Origin of the sequence: Pseudomonas sp. FG-3G (assembly GCF_901007645.1) — a bacterium.
Lineage (GTDB): Bacteria > Pseudomonadota > Gammaproteobacteria > Pseudomonadales > Pseudomonadaceae > Aquipseudomonas > Aquipseudomonas rhizophila.
In genome coordinates, this window is the sequence record NZ_CAAKGZ010000037.1 from 62,034 (window position 1) to 78,837 (window position 16,804).

General features: G+C 60.5%; 11 protein-coding genes. 3 read left to right on the forward strand and 8 right to left on the reverse strand.

What is annotated here, in order from left to right:
• The first annotated feature begins 52 nt into the window (after positions 1–52).
• Entirely contained in the window at positions 53–937 is an 885-nt protein-coding gene (locus PSEUDOMOFG3G_RS23940; protein WP_139051221.1) for a LysR substrate-binding domain-containing protein, read from the forward strand.
• A gap of 97 nt (positions 938–1,034) precedes the next feature.
• The gene (locus tag PSEUDOMOFG3G_RS23945) at positions 1,035–1,379 is read left to right on the forward strand and encodes a cupin domain-containing protein (protein ID WP_047229527.1); all 345 of its coding nucleotides are present in this window, start codon (positions 1,035–1,037) and stop codon (positions 1,377–1,379) included.
• A gap of 88 nt (positions 1,380–1,467) precedes the next feature.
• Here the strand turns inward: PSEUDOMOFG3G_RS23945 and mmsB are convergent, their stop codons facing one another.
• Together mmsB and PSEUDOMOFG3G_RS23955 are read right to left on the reverse strand one after the other, a co-directional pair.
• Positions 1,468–2,355, reverse strand: coding sequence for a 3-hydroxyisobutyrate dehydrogenase (gene mmsB / locus PSEUDOMOFG3G_RS23950; protein ID WP_139051222.1), 888 nt, complete (start codon positions 2,353–2,355; stop codon positions 1,468–1,470).
• Positions 2,356–2,365: 10 nt separating this feature from the next.
• Complete coding sequence (locus PSEUDOMOFG3G_RS23955) at positions 2,366–3,892, reverse strand: CoA-acylating methylmalonate-semialdehyde dehydrogenase (RefSeq protein WP_139051223.1); 1,527 nt, start codon at positions 3,890–3,892, stop codon at positions 2,366–2,368.
• A gap of 143 nt (positions 3,893–4,035) precedes the next feature.
• Between PSEUDOMOFG3G_RS23955 and PSEUDOMOFG3G_RS23960 the strand changes: the two genes are divergently transcribed.
• On the forward strand, positions 4,036–4,983 hold the full coding sequence (locus tag PSEUDOMOFG3G_RS23960) for a LysR family transcriptional regulator (protein ID WP_139051230.1): 948 nt from the start codon (positions 4,036–4,038) through the stop codon (positions 4,981–4,983).
• On the opposite strand, the gene PSEUDOMOFG3G_RS23965 is transcribed toward PSEUDOMOFG3G_RS23960, so the two are convergent.
• The 6 genes from PSEUDOMOFG3G_RS23965 to recC all read right to left on the reverse strand — a co-directional run bounded on the left by PSEUDOMOFG3G_RS23965 (position 4,980) and on the right by recC (position 16,698).
• Positions 4,980–5,483 (reverse strand): OmpA family protein, encoded by a 504-nt coding sequence (locus PSEUDOMOFG3G_RS23965; RefSeq protein ID WP_139051224.1) that lies wholly within the window; start codon positions 5,481–5,483, stop codon positions 4,980–4,982. The genes PSEUDOMOFG3G_RS23960 and PSEUDOMOFG3G_RS23965 overlap by 4 nt on opposite strands.
• Before the next feature lie 3 nt (positions 5,484–5,486).
• Complete coding sequence (locus tag PSEUDOMOFG3G_RS23970) at positions 5,487–6,755, reverse strand: diguanylate cyclase domain-containing protein (RefSeq protein ID WP_047229522.1); 1,269 nt, start codon at positions 6,753–6,755, stop codon at positions 5,487–5,489.
• Positions 6,752–7,327, reverse strand: coding sequence for a YfiR family protein (locus PSEUDOMOFG3G_RS23975; RefSeq protein ID WP_076386458.1), 576 nt, complete (start codon positions 7,325–7,327; stop codon positions 6,752–6,754). The genes PSEUDOMOFG3G_RS23970 and PSEUDOMOFG3G_RS23975 overlap by 4 nt, the downstream gene beginning before the upstream one ends.
• A 139-nt stretch (positions 7,328–7,466) precedes the next feature.
• On the reverse strand, positions 7,467–9,563 hold the full coding sequence (recD, locus tag PSEUDOMOFG3G_RS23980; protein WP_139051225.1) for an exodeoxyribonuclease V subunit alpha: 2,097 nt from the start codon (positions 9,561–9,563) through the stop codon (positions 7,467–7,469).
• Entirely contained in the window at positions 9,560–13,249 is a 3,690-nt protein-coding gene (recB, locus tag PSEUDOMOFG3G_RS23985) for an exodeoxyribonuclease V subunit beta (protein WP_139051226.1), read from the reverse strand. The genes recD and recB overlap by 4 nt, the downstream gene beginning before the upstream one ends.
• Positions 13,246–16,698 (reverse strand): exodeoxyribonuclease V subunit gamma, encoded by a 3,453-nt coding sequence (gene recC / locus PSEUDOMOFG3G_RS23990; protein ID WP_139051227.1) that lies wholly within the window; start codon positions 16,696–16,698, stop codon positions 13,246–13,248. The genes recB and recC overlap by 4 nt, the downstream gene beginning before the upstream one ends.
• Between the last annotated feature and the right edge of the window lie 106 nt (positions 16,699–16,804).

The following is a 16,804-nucleotide window of genomic DNA, read 5'->3' on the forward strand; positions in this document are numbered from 1 at the left end:
GCGATGACAATGTTCCAGACACCCCAGAACCCGGCACAGGATCACATCCCCCATGCACTTCGACCTCACCGACCTGCGCCTCTACCTGCACATCCTCGACACCGGCAACATCACTGCCGGCGCTGCCCGCAGCCATCTCTCCCTGGCAGCGGCCAGTGCCCGGGTCCGGGCCATGGAGGCCTCCCTGGGGATTGAATTGCTCGAACGCGGGCGGCGCGGTGTAACACCCACATCGGCCGGCCAGGCACTGGCGCAACATGCCCGGGTGTTGCTGCAACATGCCGAACACCTGCAACAGGACCTCGGCGAATACGCCCGCGGCGTCAAAGGCCGGGTGCGGTTGTTGTGCAACACCAGCGCCATGACCGAATACCTGCCGGAATTGCTGGCCGACTTTCTCAAGGCCCATTCCAACCTCGACATCGATCTGCAGGAATTGCCCAGTTCACGGATCACCCATGCGCTGCGTCAGGGTGCGGCGGACCTGGGTATCATCTCCGACGCGGTGGACATCGCCGGCCTTGAAACCCGGCCCTTCCGCGATGATCCGCTGGTATTGATCCTGCCCTCGGAACATCCCCTGGCTGATGGTCGCCTGCTGAGTTTCAATGAGACCCTCGGCCATGATTATGTAGGCCTGAACGCTTCCAGTGCGCTGGCGATCTACCTCGAAGAACAGGCGCTGCACACCGGACGACGCATGCACATTCGCATTCGCGCCGACGGTTTTGATGGCGTGATTCGCATGGTCGCTCATGGTGCGGGCATTGCCATCGTGCCAAAGGCCGCGATCGCGCGGCGCCCGCCCGAACCTTCCTGGCAATGGGTCTCGCTGCAAGAGGCCTGGGCTCAACGCTCACTGCGGCTGTGCGCCCGCCGCTTCGACAACTTGCCCGCCTACGCCAAAGCCCTTGCCACGCACCTGACCGCTCGCTGATGCGCGCTTCTGGATAGGCCGGTGTCGAGCACAGGCATCTGCCCGATCATGTCGCGCGTTAGGGTGCCTGCTCTCTTCTGTCCCTTTCGGAGTTCACATGACCGCCCCCATCACCGTCCTGCGCGATACCCATCCGCTGCCCGTACTCGATGCCTGCAAATGGGAAAAACTCGAAGGCGATCCGCACACCGTCAACCTCAACGCCTACACCAGCGAAGACGGCAGCAAGATCATGGGCACCTGGATCTGTACACCGGGCAAGTGGCGCGTGGACTATGTGAAGTGGGAGTACTGCCATTTCCAGGAAGGCTACTGCATCATCACCCCCGATGGCATGGAGCCGATCCATCTGCGGGCCGGTGACATCTTCGTCATCGAGCCTGGCATGAAAGGCACGTGGGAAGTGGTCGAGACCGTGCGTAAATATTTCGTCTTCGCCTGAAACAAAAAACCGAGAGACCACCCGACATGGTCTCTCGGAAAACAGCTTTCCAAATTGCACAGACTCTGTGACGTCGATGCCCCAGCTCTTATTGCGGCTTGCGATAGCTGTTAACAATCGCCGAAAAATCCTTGCCGCCCTCGCCCCGCTGACTCATCGCCTGGTACAACTGCTGCGCAACCGCGCCTAGCACCACCGGCTGATGAACCTGCCGCGCCGCTTCGGTAGCCAGGCCCAGGTCCTTGAGCATCAGCTCGGCACCAAACCCTCCGGTGTAGCCACGGGACGCTGGTGCTGTTTCGATCACGCCAGGCCACGGGTTGTAGGTGTCCGAACTCCAGCAACGGCCTGTTGAGCTGTTGATGATCCCGGCCAGTACCTGCGTATCGATCCCCAAGGCATCGCCCAGGGCCATGGCTTCGCTGACGCCTACCATGGAAATCCCCAACAGCAGGTTGTTGCAGATCTTGGCGATCTGCCCGGTGCCGACGTCGCCGCAATGCACGATATTACGGCCCATCTGCGCCAGCACCGGTTGCAGGGTGGCGAACAATTCAGCAGTGGCACCCACCATGAAGGTCAACGTGCCGGCCGCTGCGCCACCGGTGCCGCCGGAGACTGGCGCGTCGGCCATTGCTACGCCTTGTTTGGCGGCTGCGGCGGCAACATCGCGAGCGGTCTGCGGGTCGATGGTGCTGCAATCCACCGCGGGCGTACCGGCGGCGATGCCAGCCAGTACACCGTCTTCACCCAGCCAGACGCTACGGACATGGGCAGCAGCCGGCAACATGGTGATCACCAGGGCCACGCCCTGGGCCGCATCGCGAGGCGAGGCGCTGATGGTGCCGCCCAATGTGGCCAGTTCAGCCAGCACCGTCTGGTTCAGGTCGAACAGGTTCAGCGAATGGCCGGCCTTGAGCAGATTGCGCGCCATGGGGGCGCCCATGTTGCCCAGACCGATAAATGCGATCTTCATGTCCGGCTCCTTAACGCAGATTGATGGTGGTGTTCACACCGTCATTGACGCTGTCATCATCGAACCAGCGTGCGGTAACGGTCTTGGTCTGAGTGTAGAACTGCACCACTTGTTTGCCGTAGGGGCCCAAGTCACCGAGTTTCGAACCACGGGAGCCGGTGAAGCTGAAAAACGGCACCGGTACCGGAATCGGGATGTTGATCCCCACCTGGCCGACGTCGATTTCGCTCTGGAATTTACGCGCCGCCGCCCCGCTTTGCGTGAACAGGCCGGTGCCGTTGCCAAACGGGTTGGCATTGACCAGGGCGATTGCCTGATCAAGGGTGTCGACTTCCAGCACCACCAACACCGGGCCGAAGATTTCTTCGGTGTAAATACGCATCCTGGTAGTCACGCCCGAAAACAGGGTCGGGCCGACGAAGTTGCCTTGCTCGAAACCCGGTACGCTGATGCCACGGCCATCAAGTTCCAGCTTGGCCCCTTCCTGTACGCCACTCTCGATCAATTCAAGAATCCGCGCCTTGGCCCGCTTGGAAATGACCGGGCCGACATCCGTGCCCGGCTCACTGCCGGCGTTGACCTTGAGCTTCTGCGCCAGAGCCTTGAGCTCGGGTAGCCATTGTCTGGCCGCGCCTACCATGACCACCACCGAAGTGGCCATGCAACGCTGGCCCGCCGCCCCGAAACCGGCGCCGACCAAAGCATTGAGGGTCTGTTCGCGATTGGCATCAGGCAACACCACCGCATGGTTCTTGGCGCCCATCATCGATTGCACGCGCTTGCCATGCCGACCCGCCAAGTCATACACGTGGGTGCCGACCGCCGTTGAGCCGACAAAGGAAACCGCCTTGATGTCCTTGTGGGTGCAGAGGGCATCCACCACATCCTTGCCGCCATGCACCACGTTGAGCACGCCCGCCGGCACACCAGCCTCGATGGCCAGCTCCACCAGCAGCATGGTCGACAGCGGATCCTGCTCCGACGGTTTGAGCACGAAGGTGTTACCGCAGGCGATGGCCATCGGGAACATCCACAGCGGAATCATCGCCGGGAAATTGAACGGGGTAATGCCCGCACACACACCAATCGGTTGGCGCAACGTGTAGGTATCGACGCCGCCGGCAACGTTCTCGGCAAACTCGCCCATTTGCAGGGTGCCGATGGAACAGGCGTGTTCGACCACTTCCAGGCCACGGAAAATATCGCCCTCGGCATCAGCGATAGTCTTGCCCTGCTCGGCGCTCAGTACGGCGGCGATGCGTTTGGAATGCTCGCGAATCAGTGCCTGGAGCTTGAGCATGATGCGCATCCGCGCGCCGATGGGGGTCAGCTTCCAGGTCTGGAAAGCACGCTGGGCGGCGGCAATGGCGGCATCGACTTCCGTCGCCGTGGCGAACGGGACTTTCGCCAGTACCTGCTGGGTGGCCGGGTTGACGATGTCGTGCCATTCGCTGGACTGGGATTCAACCCACTCGCCGTCGATCAACAATTTTACGGTTTGCAGGGCAGTGTCGCTGGGCGTAAGGGAAACGTTCATGCTGGCCTCCGGGACTTGTTCTTATAGAGAGCGCTGGTTCAGCACAGATCAAGGTGCATAGACAGACACCTTGGTGATGAGACGGTTTTTGGAGTATAGATGTGCAAACTTCTAATAAGAACGCACATAAAAACCGGTCCATCATGCAAAAAAACATCACCTCCCTGGGGTCGCTGAATTGGGACGACCTCAAGTTTTTCCTCGAAGTGGCCCGCACCCGCAAGGCCAGCACCGCGGCCAAGCGCCTGGCCGTCGACTACACCACGGTTTCGCGGCGCATCAGCTCGCTGGAAGCCTCGTTGGGGACGCTGCTGTTCGAAAAATCCCGGACCAACGGTTTTGTCCTGACCGCCGAAGGCCAGCGTCTGCTGGGTTACGCCGAATCGATCGAAAGCACCCTGCACATGGCCTGCGAACAGGTGTCAGGCTCTGGGGTGGCGTTGTCCGGCCACGTGCGCATGGGCTGTACCGAGGGCTTCGGCAGCTTCTTCATCACGCCGCAACTGAGTCATTTCGTCGATGCCTACCCGGCCATTTCCGTGGACATCCTGCCGCTGCCGCACTTCATCAGCCTTTCCAAGCGCGAAGCCGACATCGTCATCGCCCTCGAACGCCCCGAACATGGCCCGTATGTGTGCTGCAAACTGTGCGACTACCGACTGCAGCTCTACGCCACCCAGCCATACCTGGACAGCCATCCTCCCATCCACCGACCGGCGGACCTGAGCAAGCATTCGTTCATCAGCTACGTGGATGATTTGGCGTTCAGTTCCGAGCTGCTCTACTTGGCGAATGTATTACCCGGCGCCCATGCTCACCTGCGCAGCACCAGCGTGATTGCGCAGTTCGTGGCAGCGCAGCAAGGACGATCATTGGCGATCCTGCCGTGCTTCCTCGCCGCCCAGGATCCGCGCCTGCTGCCGGTGCTGCCGGAGGAAATCACCGTCACCCGGCAGTTCTGGATGTACTGCCGGGAGGATTTGAGGAAGCTCAAACGCATCACGCTGTTGTGGGATTACATCCGCGAAGTGACTGAGCAGAATCAGCCATTGTTGATGGGCGAGAGCCGAGAGATGGTATTCGCCGACTAGTCGGCGATGACCACGATGGCGACGCGACGGTTTTCGGTGCGCCCCTCGACCGTGTCGTTGGAGGCCACTGGCCTGCTACTGCCCAGCCCCCGTGTTTGAACGTTTTCTTCGCGCATGCCCACGCCAATCAATACCTTGCTCACGCTGCTGGCCCGACGTATCGACAGTTGTTCGTTATAGGTTGGGGAGCCTGATGCGTCGGTATGACCATCGATCCGCACCCGCTCGATTCCGGCCCCCAGCAGAGCCTTGCCGATTCGCTCGACAATCTCGGTACTGGCCGGGTTGAGGGTTTCCACATCGCTACCAAACAGTACTTTGCCGGACAGGCCGAAAGCCCATCCCTCATCAGTCAATTCGAACCCTTGTTGTTTGAGCACGGCGACTTGCGCCGGGGTAAGACCTTTTTGGGGTGTCGTCTGGCAGCCGGTCAGGGCCAGAACGGTGATGAACAAAAGCGCGGCGAAGCGCTGCAGGGAGAGTTGAGGATATAGGCGCACGAGTCAGCTCCTGGCGTGAAGATCAGCAACCGGGTGCTCCGACCCGGCCGTGTGTTGACCGCCTCTGGCGAGGCGTTTGGCCTGATACATCGCCGCATCGGCGGCATTGAGCAAGGCGCCTGGTGTAGCGCCATGATCAGGATAAACGGCGATGCCGACACTCAGAGAGGTCAGCACCGAGGCATTGCCGGGCAATTGAATGGGCATTTCCATGCTGGCTATGATTTTCTCGGCAATCCGTTCGGCATCCTCGGTCCGGTGCAAGGGTGCAAGCAGCACGGCAAATTCGTCCCCGCCCAGGCGCGCCACCAAGTCACCTTCACGCAACTGCGCCCGGACCCGTGTCGCCACCGCCGTCAGCACCGCATCACCGGCAGCATGGCCGAAGTTATCGTTGATACCCTTGAACCGGTCACTGTCCAGATAGAGCACGGCGACCTGCTCGTCGAGTTTGTTGGCATTGCGCAGTGCACGGATCAGCCGGCCTTCGAAAAATGCCCGATTCGGCAATCCGGTCAGGCTGTCGTGACTGGCCTGGTGAGCCAGGGTTTCGTTCTCGCTTTGCAGGTGGGTTTGCCAGGACTCCAGCTCATCAAGCAGCGCGTTGAAGTCATTGCCCAGGTTATCCAGTTCGGCGATAGCGGCCGGCGGTACGCGTCGGTCGAGGGCGCGTTCGCTGCGCGCGGCATGGGCCACCTCGGCGAGGCTGCGCAGCGGCCCGGTGATTGCGCGTAACTGGCGCCGCGCCAGATACAACGCCACCCAGGCGCTCACCGCCGTGCACAGGACAATTCCCGCCAGGCCGCTAAGCAAAAACCGCAAAAGGCTGCCGCCATGTCCCGACAGTAGAACTGCGCCTATATTCTGTCCCTGATGGATGATTGGCAGGCTGATGGGCTTTTCCAGGAAGGTTTTGGCGATGTGCCTTTCCAATTCCGACAACAAGCCGGTTTCCGGTCGCTGCCAGCGAGCCAGCAGACGCCCATGCTCGTTGAACACCTCGGCATCGGCGACCTCTTCGGTGGAGGCAATCACAGCCAGCGCCTCGGTCGCCGCCACTGAGTCATCGAACACCACGGCCGCTTCAACGGTATAGCTGATCGAGCGGGCGATCAGGTGCAGGTTGTGATCGGCATAGACTCGCAGCGCCAGTACACCAAGCAACGTCAGGGAGACACTGGCCATGGTGATCGCCACCAACGCGACAATCAGGTGACCGCGACCAATGACCGAGCCCAGTGTGGGACGGATCCGTGCCGTGGGCAGATTCATGGGGCTGCTGGCCTGCGACGTGAAAGCTGTAAAACGCTGGGGTGAATGCGCACGCCACTGCGCGCCACCGAATCCAGGTTGACCTCGAACGAGACCTGTTCGTCAGCGACCCGCAGACAGAACAGGCTACCGACGGTGCACTGATCGCCACCTTCACTGATGCTCAACACAGGTTTACCGATCAAGGACGCGAACAGCCGGGTGCGCTCGTCATGGGTCAATCTGCCGATGTAGATCGCGTTGCAATCAGTGGCAATACTGGGGTGGTCGGCCAGCACCCGCTGCACAGTCACAGGCCGGCCAGTGGCCTGAGTCGTACCCTTGACCAAATCGTCTGTGTATTGAGTCGGCCCGACAATGCACAGCTGCAATTGCGCTGGTTCCACGGGCCAGCGGGCGTAGCTGAGAATTCCCAACACAACCTGGGTGACGGATTCGGCCCGCTGTTCAGCCCGGGTCGTGGTGGCCTGATCCTGGGCGACAACCACAGGCGCCAGTAAGCACAGCAGGCCGGCAAGCAAATATTGCCTCCAGCCCTTGCGGCGCACTGTCTCCTGAACAGCCACACTCATGGAAAGTCTCTTGGTCGATGCAATAAGTGCCGGAAAGATAGCACAGTGCCAAAAAGCCAGCGAGGCAGCGCCCTACGACGCTTACGACACAAGCGTGCAGAACAGCCGCCCTGGGCACTGAATCGCGAAAGTCGATCGCTCAGACAGCTCCTTCCAGCGCCAGCATCAACCCGCTCAAGCGCTTGACCTTGCGCTGAACCGCCTCTTCAAAGACGCCCGCTCGCGGCTCTATCAGACTGAACCACTGCTTGCCCCGAGTAATGGCGGTGTACACCAATTCTTTCGTCAGCACCGGGTTCAGCGCATCCGGAAGAATCAAAGCCGTATGGGCGAACTCCGAACCTTGGGACTTGTGCACCGTCATGGCAAAGACAGTTTCTACATCGTTCAGGCGGCTGGGCAGGACGAAACGCACACCGCCCTGGCCATCGTTACGAGGGAACGCCACCCGCAGAACCTGCTTGCCGGCGTCTGGCCCCTCACGCTCGGGCAGCTTGAGCGCGATACCGATATCGCCATTCATCAGGCCCAACCCGTAGTCGTTGCGGGTCATCAGAACCGGGCGCCCTTCGTACCATTGATGATCGCTGTCGATAAGCTGGGCCTTGAGCAGTGCGGCGGTGATGCGCTGGTTCAACCCCGCGACGCCCCACGGGCCTTTGCGTACGGCACAAAGCAGCTGGAACTCGTCGAAAGCCGACAGCACTTCCCGAGCCCAATCGGTCCAGCAGCTGTCCTCAAGCGGTCGGGAAATGGCCGGGCGGCGCTGACGCAACAGGCTCAAGTAATGCCGATAACCCTTCGGCCCTTCTGCCTTGCCGTCGAGTAACAAGCGCTCCAGCGCCCCATCGTGTTCGCCCCTCAGCGCCAGGGAAAACAGGTCGGTGAATTCGCCTTCGAGCAGCAGTTGACGGGCCTGTTCCGGTTGTTGCTGGTTGACCCGACGCGCCAGTTGACCGATCCCACTGCCCTCGCCGAAGCGCCGCGAATGCCTGAGCATGACCACTTGCTGGGCCAAGGCATGAGTGCCATCGAGGTCTTGCCGCAGATCACTGGCCGCCAGGTTTTCACCGCTGACCGACTCCAGCCAGGCCAGGGTCCGGGGGCTGTACCAACCCTCCTCGGCGTCCCGACACAGGTCCCCCAGTACCGCACCGGCCTCAACAGAAGCCAGTTGGTCCTTATCACCCAGTAATACCAGTCGCGCATGAGTCGGCAGCGCATCCAGCAGATTGGCCATCATCTCCAGATCGATCATGGAGGCTTCATCGATCACCAACACATCCAGTGGCAAGCGATTGCCCCCATGATGGCGAAAATGTCGGGTGCCAGGCCGACTGCCCAACAAGCGATGGACCGTGGTGACATCGCAAGGAATGCGCTCGCGCACGGCGTCAACCACATCGAGGGTGCGAACCTGCTGGCTGATGGACTCGGTCAGACGCGCCGCCGCCTTGCCTGTGGGCGCGGCCAGGCGGATCCGCAGCGGTTTGCCTGCCTCGACAGCGGGCGCCTGAAGCAAGGCGAGCAAGCGCACAACCGTGGTGGTCTTGCCGGTACCCGGGCCGCCAGTGATGATACTGAAGGCTCCACGGGTCGCCAGCGCACAGGCCAGTTTTTGCCAATCGATCGGGCCAGCGGCGTTGGCCGGCCCGAACAACCCGTTCAAACGCTCGCGAAGATCATCAGGTGCCGCTTCATGTTCGGCAAGCCGTTGTCGCAACGCCTCATCGATCCGCCGCTCATAAGCCCAATAACGACGCAGATAAAGCCGCTTACCTGATAACACCAAAGGGCGTTGCCGCGCTTCTTCATGCTCATCGACGGCCAAGGCCACCAGAGCACTGGAAGCCAGGACCTTGCACCAGTGAGCCCCATCGAGGGTCCGTAGTATTTGCGAGGGCAACAACTCTACCCCCGTTTGCGAGTCGCCTTCAGGCGGCAGTGACAGGGCGAAATCCGGCTCCTTGAGCGTTTCGAACAGATCCAGGCAGACATGCCCGTGACCCAACTGATGGCTGGTGAGCGCCGCAGCAAGCAGCACCAACGGATCATCTTCAGGCGCGAGCTCATGGAGGAAGGCGACGAATGCCTTGTCCAGGGCGCGCAACCATCCTCGTTCGACCCAGCGGGTGAGCAACAGCAGCAAGTCATCCGCGCGGCTCAGCGGCGCCAGATCCATCAGGCTCTCGTCATCAGACGATTGGGGTAACAGATCGGCAAAAGAACGTTTCATAGCAGCTCCCCCTGTTCCCATGCCGGTTCAGCCTTTGGCTCGCAAACCCCTTGGAACATACGGTCCAGTTGCTCGATCAGCGCCCGTGGAGGCTTGGTGAAGTAAACGCCCTGACTGGCTGAGCGGGTACCGCGCAGGAACAGATACAACGCCCCACCGACATGCCGATCGTAGTCATAGCCGGGCAGGCGCGCCTTGAGCTGACGGTGCAGGGCCAACAGGTACAACACGTATTGCAGGTCGTAGCGATTGTCGAGGATTGACTGTTCCATGGCCTGCTCGGTGTAGGCCATCTCATCGACACCCAGCCAGTTGGACTTGTAATCGGCCACGTAATACCGGCCCTCGTGCTCGAACGTCAAATCGATGAAGCCCTTGAACATCCCGTTGAGCAATACCGGCTCAGCGGCCACGCGAGCGACACCGCCATGGGTGAATTGGCAAACCAGTTGGTCGAGCTTGAGCACATCGACCTTGTGGCTGGCAAACCAGAACTCCATCTCGACCTGAAACCGGGACAGGTTCTCGAGCACCACCGGCGCCTGGTCACCACCTATGTGCATAGGCAATTTGATCAGGTGTTGCAGCCAGTCACCCAGGGTAGCGATCCAGCCTTTCCAACCTCGACGATTGCAGCGCCGGGCTATGGCATCCTCAATGGCGGTTGGCGTAGCTTCAAATCCTTCGCCAGCGGCCCACTCCAGCAGGCCATGAAGGAATGTGCCGGGACCAGGGCCGCGAGGGAAGCGGTGAATATCGCCACCCACGGCAACAATTTCCCTTGGGGCATCGGGGTCAAGCCGCTCATCGTCGAACAGCTTCTGAGCCTGCGGGTTCTCCGGCGCATCATTGCTGCCCGCACTCAGGCTTTCCCCGATACGCAAGGCGCTGTAGGAGGCGATCCACCAGTTTTCGCTGGCTTTGCGTAGGGGAATCAAAGGCTCAAGCAATACCGCTTCGTTGCGAGGCGGCCGGTAATGCTCGTCGGTGGCCTGGGGCATCTCCTGATAGCTGACCACTGCGCTGCCTTGTTGCAGGTCCTCCAGCCAGCGCCTCAACTCCACCGATTCGACTAACGGCACACCACCGCCCAACAGATAGCCCAATGCGGACAGGTGCAGGATCGAGCTGTTGTTATTGCCCCGTTTGAGATCAGCCACACCCAGCCAGCAAGCGTGTTGTGCGCGGGTCAGGGCCACGTAGAGAAGCCGCAGATCCTCGGCCAGACGCTCGTCATCGGCCTTGGCGATCAACTCGGCGGTAGGCTTGAGGCTGATCTGTGCCTTGCAGGCTTCATCGTGGTAATGCAAAGGCAACCGACTGCCATCCACCGGTTTCGTCGAACAGATGAAGGGCAAAAATACCAGTGGATATTCAAGTCCCTTGGACTTGTGAATCGTGACCACCTTGACCAGTTGCTCATCGCTTTCCAGGCGCAGGATCTGTTCTTCACCAGCCTGCCCGGACAGTGCCAGGTGCTCGGACAGATGCCGAATCAAAGCTTGCTCGCCATCCAGCTCACCGGCGGCCTGTTGCAACAGCTCGCAAAGGTGCAGCAAATTGGTCAGCACCCGCTCGCCGTCGCTGCGCGTCATCAAGGCCTGGGGCAGCTCGAAATCATGTAGCAGGCGACGCAGCATGGGCAACACGCCCTGGGTACGCCAGACCGTACGATAGCCCCGGAACTGCATGACCCGACGCTCCCAGGCCAGCTCATCCTGATTGAGACGTTCCAGCTCCGTCAGCGCAAGATTCAGCGTGATGCTGGCCAGCGCTGCCCGCAGTGGCCGCTCGACATCCGGCTCGGCGCAGGCCCTGAGCCAGATCAGCAGGTCCCGCGCTTCCTGTGAAGCGAAGACCGAGTCTTTGTCGGACAGATAGACACTGCGCACTCCCCGCGCGGACAGCTCGTCGCGCACGGCCTGAGCTTCTTTGCCGTCACGCACCAGGATGGCGATATCCGCCGGGCGTAATCCCTGGAGCGTCTTTTCATCGACCGTAAAGCCATCGCGCCCCGATTGGCCGCCATTGAGCAACGCCGTGATCTCACTGGCACAAGCCGCCGCCATGTGCTTCCGATACACCACCCCGGAAAGCGGCTGATCAGAAGACAGGTGCCAGATATTCATTGCGGCAACGGGTAGCCCGTTGACTTGCAAGGACTCCTTGCGCCCTTGGGACTCAACGGGCTGGAACGGCACCGGGTTCTTGCCCGACGGTTCACGAAACAGAAAAGCACCGCGCCCTTCAGGGCGAGATTCGGCATTCTGGAAAATATGGTTCACCGCACTGACCATGGCGTGGCTGGAACGGAAGTTTGTTCCCAGCGTATGCAGCCTGCCGGCGGTGGCTTCGCGGGCGCGCAGGTAGGTATAGATGTCAGCGCCGCGAAAAGCGTAAATGGCCTGCTTCGGGTCACCGATCAGGAACAGCCCGGTGTCGGGGTTGCTTTCTGCGATATGGTAGATGCTTTCGAAGATGCGATATTGAATCGGGTCGGTGTCCTGGAACTCATCGATCAGCGCCACCGGAAACTGTTCGCGGATCAAGCTCGCCAGCCGCTCTCCGCCCTCGGCCTGAAGGGCCGCGTCCAGACGCAGCAGCATATCGTCGAAGCCCATCTCCGCGCGGCGCCGTTTCTCCGCCTCGAAACGTGCCCCCACCCATTGCGCGGCATGTTGCAGCACCGCGGCATCGGGAGTGGGCAAGGCTTCCAGGCTGGCCTTGAGACCGGACATGGCGTCCAGCCCGGGATGACTGGGCACTTCGCCTTTCCAGGCCTCGGCCATGCCCTCGGGGGTCAGGCGTGTGAATCCGCTGCCGATGTCCAACAGCTCAAGGCTTTCGTCCTCCACCCAGGCATTGATTTTCTGGAACCACGGTTCGAAGTACCGGGCCTGGATCTTGCGCCCGTCGACGCTTTTGTTGGCGACACCTTGCTGACAGATCTCCAGCAGCTCCACGGCCCATTGCCGCCACGGCGCCTTGAGATCGAGCAAGGCGGCGCTGCGCTCCTGAAGCGATGCGGCGATCAGTTCGGCGGGTTCAAGCCCCTCAGCAGCATCGCGTTCGCTGGAAAACAGTCCTCTGACTCGCGGCAGCAGCGCAGCGGGCCCGCCCCAATGTGTCCGCACCCAATTCAGCGCCTCGCCTTGCATCGAGTAGCAGAACAGCCGCCAATAGTCGCGAAGCACTTCGCCGAGCAAGTCGCTGTGATCGGTTTCCAGGGTCTGGGTAAACAGGCTACCGCTGTCAAAAGCATGTTCACGCAGCATGCGCTGACACCAACTATGGATGGTCGACACTGCTGCTTCATCCATCCATTGCGCAGCGATGTCCAACCGGTTCGCACAGCCAGGCCACTGCGTTGCATCGAACTCATCCCGCAACTCGGCGATCAGCGAATCCGGGGCGGCAATTTCATCACGAAAGAAGCGCGCCGCCTGGGCCAGACGCATGCGGATACGTTCACGCAACTCCTTGGTGGCAGCGTCCGTAAAGGTCACCACCAGGATCTGCGGAGGAAGCAGTTCGCGACCAAAGCCGGTAGCCGGGCCGCCATGCCCCAGTACCAGACGCAGGTACAACGCCGAAATGGTAAAGGTCTTGCCGGTACCGGCGCTGGCCTCGATCAATTGACTGCCACGTAGCGGGAAGGCCAGGGCGAGTGGCGGCTGGCGAGTCATGAGCTTACCTCCTCGCCGGCCAATGAACGCCATGGTGCTTCGAGCAGTGGCCGGTAAAGTGCATCGCACCAGTCGGGGAATGTCTCGTCGGCCGTCAAGGCATCGAAGTCAGCAAACTGCCGGGCCAACGCCGGACTTTCCCGCCGCTCACCTTCAGAGTTCTGCCCGTCGCCTTCGTAGGCTTTTCGAGCAGCCGCATCGGCTTTGGCTGGATCGCTCTGGCCGAGCCAGGCGAAGGCGGTCTTCACGGCGACGGGAAGCGGCTGACGCATACCTGCCTGCCAGGCTTGCAATAGATCGCCGAGCAACCGTCGTGCCACGGGCTCTTCAAAAGGAGCCAGCAGCAAGCTGTCATCACTGGCCACCAGTGCCGTCGTCATCGAAAAGCCGTTAGCGCACGCAACAAGATGATTGACCCAAGGACGAATCAGACGATGCCATTTACGGGTCTTGGGAGAGCCAATACCGTTGGGTATCGCGCTGATGGTGAGAACCGCTCCATCCGCACGCTGGTGCAGGCCACTCAGCCAACCCTCGACGCTCACGCCATGCAATTGCAAGCTGACAGGCAAGGCACTGGTCAACGGCGTGGGCCATAACGCCAGAAGCTGCTGGTAACGCTGGAGCAAATCAGGCAAGGGTTCGATCAATTCACGTTGCATGCATTCACCGAAACCGGCCATCGGTAACAGGCCGCTGTTCTGCAGTCTTTTGGCATGAGTGGCCAGTGCCAGATCCGGTTGATCGAGGCGAACCAGGGCGGCCTCCAGCAAGCTGTCGCTCAGGCTGTAGCGTTGCAGCGCATCGAGAACGAAGGGTTCGTCATCTGCCAAAGGGGCCTCGATGGCCTCGAAGAATATTTTGAGTCGTTGACTGAAGAAGTGCCGGACGGGATTGCGCAGAAAGTCCTGCAGTTGCCCAAGGCCCAAGGGCTCTTCCTGAACATAGGGTTCCAGCACCTGGCTTTGGGCGGCGTGTTCGTGGGCACCGTGGAGCATTCGCCATTCACTGGCGTAACTGAACAACGCACTGCCTTGATGAAAATAACGAGCACTGAACGGTTGCAGCGGATGTTCCTGGGTCAACGCCTCAAGAAGGTCCCCGCGGTCATCCGCCAACCGCCAACCGCTAGCGAGATGATCCCGCAGTTGGCCGACCAATACTGAAGCAGGACGGTCGCTGTTGTCGCGGATGCTGCGTCCGACCCAACTGATATAGAGCTTTTCCCGGGCTGAAAGCAGTGCCTCCAATAACAGATATCGATCATCTTCGCGTCGGGAACGATCCCCGGGGCGATAGTCGCTGCCCATGAGATCGAAATCCAGGGGCGGTTGTGCTCGCGGGTAATCACCGTCGTTCATACCCAGCAGACACACCAGTTTGAAAGGAATCGCGCGCATCGGCATCAGGGTGCAGAAGTTGACCGCTCCGGCCAGGAAACGCTGGGACAGTCGGCCCTGATCCAACCCTGCCAACCAGGCCTCACGGACTACAGTCAGGGGCAACTCATCCTGCAGGGCAACCGACTCACAGGTCTCCAGCCAGGTTTCACGCAAGTCTTCGAGTTGGGCCAGCAGATAGTCGTCATGTTCGTTGCTCGCCTGGAAAAACAGTTGCATCAGATCATGTAGGCGCGAGCCCCATTCTTGCGGTGATGCGGGCCGAGTGAGTTCCTGATGAGCGACTTGCAAAGCATCCAGCAACGCAACCAGAGGACCGATCAACGCCGCATCCAGGCCACCAATTTCATCATAGGGTTCGATGCCGTCATAAGCGCCCGCGCTGCCGACGGCATACCCCAGCAGCATGCGCCGAAGACCGAAACGCCAGCTGTTCTGCTCGAGCTCCGCGGGCAAACCCAGTCCGGCACGATGTTCGGCACTCATGCCCCAGCGGATACCTGCACCCTCGATCCAGCGGTGCAGCGTAGGCAAGTCAGCTTCATCGATACCGAACCGCTCACGCAACGCCGGAACATCGAGCAGATCGAGGATTTCGCTGACCGGAAAGCGGCTATCCGGCAGCTTGAGCAAGTGTTCGACGGCGATCAATAACGGATCACGTCCACGCTGGCCCTGATCAGTGAGGGTGAAAGGAATGAAACGGGGATCAGTCCTTTCAAGCTGACCGAACACAGCGCGTATATGCGGTGCGTAGCTGTCGATGTCCGGGACCATGACGATGATATCCCGGGGGCGCAGGCTCGGATCCGCACTGAAGCGGGCCAGCAACTGATCGTGAAGGATTTCAACCTCACGCTGAGCACTGTGGGCTACATGGAAACGGATAGACCCGTCCTGCTCCGTATCCACCGCTGGCCAGTGTTCCCGGGTTTCGTTCAGGGGGCGCAGCTCGAGAATGTCATCCTGCAGTTGGCCGAGAAGGGTCGTGGGATTCCCCTCGCTGAACAGGTCGATCCGTCCATCGCGAAATACCGAGCGATAACTGTTGGGATCGTCGTAGCTGTCGAGCAGGTTGATATAGTCACGCCCCTGCTTGCCCCACGCAGCCAATAATGGATGAGCATGCTGGTGCAAGGTCTGCGGGTCGAGGACAACGGGCATTCCGGCCTTGCGGGCCTGGCGTTTGTATTGGTGGCGTAGCAGGTCTTTGTCGGCCACGATGTCCGCCCAATGGTGGCGACATGGGTTATGAACGCACAGCAGAACCTGGCTAAACCGTGACAGACCGGCAAGTGCTTCAAGGACTTGGGCCGGCAGAGAAGAAATGCCGAACACTATCACCCGCGCGGGCAGGTTCCTGGGAGCCACTTCCAAACTGTTGATACGCTCGATGTACCGTTGATGAACCCCAGCACGGCTTTGGGCCATGCCTTGCTCCCCTACATCCATCAAAAGGGCCCGCCACAGTTCGGCCTGCCAACAGTTTTCTGGCGCGAGCGGCTTGATTTCGCCCCGGACATTTCTTGTCTGGTGCCGACCTTCCACCCAGTCCTCCAGCCAATCCGCCCGGTACACCTGATATTGGTCAAACAGATCGGCAAGACGCTCGGACAACTGATAACGCTTGCGCAAGTCGGTATCGTGGGTAAGGAAACGCCGCAGGGGCTCGAAATGGGGCTGCTCAATCAACTGTGGCAGAAGGCGCATCAGCCGCCATGTAAGTGGAGCCTTATCAAGCAACGACTTGGCCGGAATTTCGTCACGTCCCAGGACCGTTCGATAGAGTTGCCACATGAAACTGCCGGGCAACTGCACATCAATGGCGGCGGCGATACCGCAGCCACCGGTATCGTCATCTTCCGGATCCTCAGCCAATGCCAGCTTCAACCATTGGGCGATGCCATTGCTTTGAACCAGCGCGATTTCATTTTCAAGAGGCCCCAGCGGGTAGCGCCGCATCAAGCTGATCACCAGGCTGCGCAACTCATCAAGGCGATTCCCGTGGACCACCATGAAAGCAGGGCTTAAGGACGTCGCGTCCGGCATAAAGGCATCCTTGAAAATGCAAAAGCTAGGGCCGAACCTTAGCACTGTCGGGGGGCTGTGACAGCCGGGAGGTGTCCGTGCTTGTCGTAAGAACTTTCCTGCGGGC